Source organism: Paenibacillus nuruki (assembly GCF_001721045.1).
Lineage (GTDB): Bacteria > Bacillota > Bacilli > Paenibacillales > Paenibacillaceae > Saccharibacillus > Saccharibacillus nuruki.
On sequence record NZ_MDER01000090.1, the window covers coordinates 1 to 6,377 of the forward strand.

The window sequence follows — 6,377 nt, forward strand, 5'->3', positions numbered from 1 at the left end:
TATCATCTTCGACAAAATCTAATAGTTCAGAGATATCTGTAATATTCATCGCATCTGCAATCTTTTCAAGATTAGCAATATTCAGTTCTTGATAGTTATTATTACAAAGCATTGAAATTTTAGATTGAGGGACACCAGAGAGAGCTTCGAGTTCTTTTTGAGTCATTGATCTATCTTTTAATGCTTGTTTTAGTTTGATAACAAGTTTGACCATATTTCCTCCTAAAAGTATTGACTATATACCGATATCGTGATATTATTTGGGAGAAGAAAATATATCGATATCGGTATATTGGAATCGTTAAATTATGTAATTGTATTTAAAGCTTATATAATCTTGCAAAGTAATTAATAATGCAGAAAGTAGAGGTAAATTATGACCCAACTACTACATAGAAAAGCCCAAATCAAAGAAGCCTTCAATCAGTTCATGTCGATACGCATGGATCAAGTGAGTGAGGATGCTATTTCGCCTTCAATTGAATATCAGGCACTTACTACTGAATGCACCGAACTATTCGCTACCATCTATGATCAACTACCACCAGACATCCAAATTCTGTCCACTCAATATGAAGAAGTGGTTACGTTGATTCAAGGATTGGCAGAATCGACGATGTATGAGCAGGGGATCAAAGACGGCTTACAATTGAGTCAGGTACTGTACAATTATTGACCTCGAATATCCTCTAACCGACACGTTTTTCATTTATGTATATCAGCCAAATCATAACGTACAATTGTATATTTTTCAAATGTATCTAATCTCATTACAACTTTTCCTTACCGTTTATATTCGATCAACCAGCAATCCCGATATTGTCCTTCATGCCATTCATGTTTTTGCAATAATTTTACTTTTTGAAATCCACATTTTTCATAACAATGGAGTGCTCTCGTATTCCATGTCTGAGGGTCCATTGCGATACGATGGGCTTGTTTTTGCTGTGTCAAGAAGGTAATCATCGTCTGAATAAGTAGAGTACCGATTCCTCGGTTCCAATACTCCGGTTCTCCGATAAACTGATCCATCCCATAGATGATTTCGTCAGCATCCTGATATCCGTATGCCTGTCTACTTTCTTCATCTAATAGATAATACTGAATATAGCCTATAGGTACACCTTCATATTCGATGATAGACTGCACGTCTTCCGTATCTGGATCGTAAAAGATTTCAGTCACTTTTTCCATATCCAGTGGTTCGTCCCGACCTTGATAATATTGGAGTACTGTAGGATTAGACATCCATTTAACCAGTATATCTTTATCTTCCATGCGAAGAGCATGAATAGACAAATGACTGTTCGAAATAAGCATTGTTACGACCATTCTTTCCGATAACTAAGCGGGGTACAGTTGACTCTGGCTTTGAATAAATTGATAAAATGAGATACATTTTCTACGCCGACTTCGTTGGCGATTTCTTGGACGCTTTTGTCGGAATATTGTAGCAAGCCTTTGGCAGCATTGATCCGAATATGGATCAGGTATTCGATCGGAGGGAGTCCGATGTATTGTTTGAAGTCTTTGGTTAATTGAAATTTGTTCATCCCGTATTGTCGGGCAAGCTGATCCAGTGTGATCGCTTGAGTATAGTTGTGTTCGAGATAGGTCTGCATATTGAGAATTTTGGATGGGATCGTGTAGGTATTGTCTCTTGCATAGATCGTCGTCATGATGATCTCGGTTAATAATTGGGTGAGGAGTTGCGCATTCAGTAACTCTGTTTTTTGCGTACGAGTATATTGTAAGTTGAGCAATTGCAGTCCAAGCTCTAGCAGAATAGAAGATGATGGTGCATGATAAATAGGCAATTGATTGGCTTCATACTGACGATAATAACCTTCTATCGTAGCGCCATACATATGTATAGATAATGTTTCCCACTGTTGACCGGCATCTGCTTCATAGCGGTATTCTTCTGTGCAATCGATCCAGAAGAAATCTCCAGCTTGTAATGAATAGGATTGCCCTTGATAATACAGATGACCTGTACCGGATAACGTATATAAAAATAGATATGAAGCAATACGAGCATGTTTAATAGAAGAAGAGGCTTCGATATCCGTATAACTGATTTCTTGAACATACAGATAGGTGGATTGAGCGACAGGAGAAGGAGTTAGAATAAAGCGAACCGGTTTTTGAGAAAAAGGATGCAATTCATTTTCGCTGGATATCATCTTACATATGCCTCCTGATTTAGAAAGTATGTAGACAAGCGGATATTAATATTTCATATTGTAAGCGTTCTCTTAATGATTGGCAATTCTTTTTCTAAACTGAATTTACTTTATAGATACATACCGCTAATATAGAAAAAGAATGTTGCAACAATGAAAAAAACAACAAAGGAGAACCGCTTATGATTGAATTTCAATATATCCACCATATGAGTCTTGCTGTACGCGATATTGAAGTATCCCGTGTATTTTATTCTGATGTGCTCCAATTTCAAGAGATTGAGCGCCCGCCATTTGATTCTGTAGGCATCTGGTATGCTCTTGGGAATCAGCAGTTGCATTTGATTGAACAACCGCAAGGAGAGACATTGCGTCAGGGTGATATTGATTCGACAGATGGGCATTTGGCGATCTGGGTGAAAAGCTATTCGGAGACATTGAAGTGGTTAGATCAACAGCAGGTGTTTTACGAAGCACGTCCTCATAGTCTGGCGGGATTTGCACAGATCTATATTCTTGATCCCGATCACAATATTATTGAATTGGATGCTCCCTATGAAGCAGAGTAGCGTATCTTCATTATAAAAGGGCACATAAAAAGACCACCCGAAGGTGGTCTTTCTAACCCGATGGCGCTAATTGAAATCTTTGATCCGCATCCCGCGCCTCCGAAGTTCGTGTGGTTTAGACAAGAACCTCGGATTGGGTAAAGGACGCGTTCAACATGTTAATCTGAATGTTGACGCACCTCCTTTCTGTATGAACTAATATTACCATAGGTTTACATAAACAGCTAGTATTTTTGACAAATTTTTATAAAATAAGTGAATAGACCTAGCGTGTTTATTTCCTCATTCCAAAGTCTTGATTCATTACTCATAAATGCTCAAAAAGAGATCACAAGCGTGCACTTTCAGGTATAATGCAAACGAGAATATATTTAAGGAGGTCGTTATGCGGTTTGTAGAAAAGGATTGGACTACTGCAATGATTCGCCGCAAAAAAAGTGTTCGTGGAGGAGTATTTGTAGTTGTTCTTATCTTGCTTATCATTGCTATAGCCAGTCTATTGTGGATGGGCAATGCCAGATTAAATACAGTCATAGATCATAGTGAACAAAGTAATCTAGCACTCGCAAAGAAGCTGGAGCAGTATCAGCAGAAGTTAACCCATGTTCAGAACAATTACGTTGATCTTCGAGAAGATACAGCTATTCACGATATGACCCATCAGATCGAAGATTATCTAGCGACAGATGATTTTGTGGTAAACAAAGTCTATTTTTACAAAGATACATCCCATCATTTGGATTATCTCTATATTGATATTTACAACCAGCCAAATATGGAAGCTAGTTATAGCGCACAAGGAGTATATAATTTACCGGATCAGCAATTGAAAGTGAAATGTGAACAGATGATTACGGATGTTCAAGATTATTATGGTGAAGGAGAATTTCTGCCAATATGGAATAAAGATACGGTGGTTTATCTTACGATTAATAATTATGAAATCGGTAATAATACCAATGGAAAATTTGAATTAACCGCTAAATTAAATAATCGAAATCCATAATTCTTAGATTTAACGATTTCAAAAAATGAATAATTGATATATAATGATCAAAAGTTTAATCGCATTAACTATGCGATTCAAAACTGATTCTAGACTTGCCTTAATGTTAACATTAGTGTTATAAATTATTAACATTAGTGTTATAATATAAGGAAGTTTAAAATCTCTTAGATGACAGGAAACTTCTATGAATCTGAATGATTTAAAGTTACAAATAGAATTAATTCCCGAATCGACAATGCATTTGAATCTTCGTAATCAGTTCACTTCCTATCAATGGAGACAGTTCAGCCAGGATATTCAGAGACGGGATCAGTATACGTGTTGTATCTGTGAACGTGTCAAAGGGGATACGATCGATAAGCTACATTGCCATGAATTATGGACATTTGATAACCAGACGCAAGTTCAGTCTCTTACTGGATTTCAGTCACTTTGCTTTCAATGTCATATGATCAAGCATATTGGCTTTGCTACGATGAAAGATTGGGTAGAAAAATATCAATTAATAGAGCATTTTTGTACTGTAAATCAGGTATCCCGTAAGCAATATGCTCAGCATTTTCATGAGGCTGTTCAATTGTGGATTGCCCGCAACCAGATAAAGTGGCATGTCGATCTGGGCGATTATATAAGTTAAGCAATGATACATAATCATCGCGAATAGGGGGGATAGGCTAGAAAGTAGGGTCCGATGCTTGCTGACTTATTTGTAACAAAAATGTAATCATCCGTTTTACCGGGAATAAAACGGCATATATGTACTAGCGAATTCAAGAACATGGGATTTTAGTTAATTTCGTGCTTTGATAAAAACGATGATTTATAGTACATTAGCTTTGAAGAAAGAGGAGGTTTCTAATGTACTCAAGCAGAACAAGCGATGCTTTGCACATCATGACATATACCTTGAACAGTGGTATTAAGGGTACTGTACCTTTATCTAACCAACAAATTGAGGAATGGCTTGAAAGTTATAGAAGCAATACGCGTTATGTGACTAATATAGGTAAAGAATTTTTTGGGTTGAATCCAGAATTAGTTGCTGACTTTAAAGTACAAAATCAATTCTCTGATCATCAACGTGTGATTGTTCCGATTCAGCAGGAAGAACAACAACATCCTGCTGAGGACTTGAGCACTGCTTATAAAGCGAATGAGATTTTGATTAAAGTCGATTGTAAATGTGGAACAGCTTATACAACAGATTCACCGTTTATGCGTACCAAATGGTATTGCACGAAGTGTAAAGAAATTGTCTTCCTCGATCCGAAAAAAGGAAAAGTGGAAACATCACGCGGTGAAGCTTTCTATATGACAAATAAATATTTTGTAGAACGTGCTCCTATCGAATAGAATATAGTTCTGTCATTGCAACGTGAAAAATGACTGTTTGTCTAGACAAGTGTGAAAATGATCAATAGGTTAACGACTAGCTAGTATGTTTGATTAAAGACACGATAGGGTCGATAAGATAAAAACATACTAGAATAGCCGTATGTGCTAGGAAATACATACTGTAATGACCAAAACAGTCTGGTATAGATCAGGCTGTTTTTTGATATGTTGTTTTGTACAGAGTGATGATCCAGTGTGCAGGATATGATATACTATGCTGCATATGTTTGGAGGGATAAGATTAATGAGTTCTATCTATAGTAGTAGAAAAGTTCCATCTGTAGGGTGGATCATATGGACGATACTGGCTTTAGGTTGGATGGCTTTTATTTTTTATAAATCCCATCAGCCTTATACCGAGCAGGATTTGAAGCCATTTCTAGCCAACTTGATTCCAGAATCTACATTAACCACATTTACACCGACTATTGAATTTTCTTATGATGGTTATCTGGTAAGTGGTCAATCGCCATATGATTTTTTTGAGTTTTTTATTCGCAAAATAGCTCATGTGGTTGAATTTGCGCTATTAACGTTTTTGCTATGTCGAGTATTTTCGCCGTGGAGCCGTAGGCAGTATATGCCGTTGATATGGGCAGGGATAGTTTCTTATCTATATGCGCTATCTGATGAATGGCATCAGACCTTTATCGTCGGCAGAACTGGGCATTTTGAAGATACGTTAGTCGATGGGATCGGAATCGTGGTAGTGGTGATGATGTACATCTGGATTCGTAAACGTAAACATAAAAAAAGTGGACTGCGTTTCCGCTAAATATCTGTAATTAGAAGTAGGCAAGTCAAACATAGCAGTCAACACAAAAAGTCGCTTGTATTAAAGAAGCGACTTTTTGGTATGCAGAAAATAGTAAATATAAGTATAGCGAAAAGTAAAAAAGGTCAGCAGTTCGAATACCAAGATTTATTATTCGTCTACAATGATCTTATTTAGCAATATTGATATAACGACCTACCAATTCACTGATTTTGGCACGTACGATTAGATCGGAATTACTGCGATTATTTAAGATTAAGTAGATATGTTTGATAAAATCGTTCTTTTCTTCATCCGTCAATGTAGTGATGTGTTGTTCCAATTCTGTATTTACACTCATGGTTATCCCTCCAACTACATATTTATTTTTATATAGCATAACCTATAATGGTCAAATATCCAGTCATTTATAATTATTTCATTATATGAAAAATTCATAATAG

General features: G+C 36.5%; 10 protein-coding genes. 6 read left to right on the top strand and 4 right to left on the bottom strand.

The features are described 5' to 3' along the window. On the bottom strand, positions 1–214 hold a 214-nt coding region (locus PTI45_RS22220; RefSeq protein WP_069329780.1), incomplete at its 3' end, for a helix-turn-helix domain-containing protein. 162 nt (positions 215–376) lie between these two features. On the opposite strand from PTI45_RS22220, the gene PTI45_RS22225 reads away from it, so the two are divergent. Continuing rightward, positions 377–676: a hypothetical protein gene (locus tag PTI45_RS22225; protein ID WP_069329781.1), complete on the top strand. Its 300-nt coding sequence runs from the start codon at positions 377–379 to the stop codon at positions 674–676. A gap of 107 nt (positions 677–783) precedes the next feature. On the opposite strand, the gene PTI45_RS22230 is transcribed toward PTI45_RS22225, so the two are convergent. After that, the gene (locus PTI45_RS22230; protein ID WP_342672130.1) at positions 784–1,332 is read right to left on the bottom strand and encodes a GNAT family N-acetyltransferase; all 549 of its coding nucleotides are present in this window, start codon (positions 1,330–1,332) and stop codon (positions 784–786) included. After that, positions 1,323–2,186 (bottom strand): AraC family transcriptional regulator, encoded by an 864-nt coding sequence (locus PTI45_RS22235; protein WP_069329783.1) that lies wholly within the window; start codon positions 2,184–2,186, stop codon positions 1,323–1,325. Before PTI45_RS22235 ends, PTI45_RS22230 begins: the two co-directional genes overlap by 10 nt. A gap of 182 nt (positions 2,187–2,368) precedes the next feature. Between PTI45_RS22235 and PTI45_RS22240 the strand changes: the two genes are divergently transcribed. From PTI45_RS22240 to PTI45_RS22260, 5 genes are all read left to right on the top strand, one after another. Further along, entirely contained in the window at positions 2,369–2,755 is a 387-nt protein-coding gene (locus PTI45_RS22240) for a VOC family protein (protein ID WP_069329784.1), read from the top strand. Positions 2,756–3,140: 385 nt separating this feature from the next. After that, positions 3,141–3,761 carry a hypothetical protein gene (locus tag PTI45_RS22245; protein ID WP_069329785.1) on the top strand — a complete coding sequence of 207 codons (621 nt, stop codon included), beginning with the start codon at positions 3,141–3,143 and terminating at the stop codon, positions 3,759–3,761. 187 nt (positions 3,762–3,948) lie between these two features. Continuing rightward, positions 3,949–4,401 (top strand): hypothetical protein, encoded by a 453-nt coding sequence (locus tag PTI45_RS22250; RefSeq protein WP_069329786.1) that lies wholly within the window; start codon positions 3,949–3,951, stop codon positions 4,399–4,401. A gap of 221 nt (positions 4,402–4,622) precedes the next feature. Beyond that, a complete protein-coding gene (locus PTI45_RS22255; RefSeq protein ID WP_069329787.1) occupies positions 4,623–5,117 on the top strand; it encodes a hypothetical protein in 495 nt (164 codons plus the stop codon). A 286-nt stretch (positions 5,118–5,403) separates the two neighbouring features. Next, the gene (locus PTI45_RS22260; RefSeq protein WP_069329788.1) at positions 5,404–5,934 is read left to right on the top strand and encodes a VanZ family protein; all 531 of its coding nucleotides are present in this window, start codon (positions 5,404–5,406) and stop codon (positions 5,932–5,934) included. Positions 5,935–6,103: 169 nt separating this feature from the next. Here PTI45_RS22260 and PTI45_RS24320 read toward each other — a convergent pair whose 3' ends face one another. Further along, complete coding sequence (locus PTI45_RS24320) at positions 6,104–6,274, bottom strand: hypothetical protein (RefSeq protein ID WP_161594180.1); 171 nt, start codon at positions 6,272–6,274, stop codon at positions 6,104–6,106. Positions 6,275–6,377 lie beyond the last annotated feature (103 nt).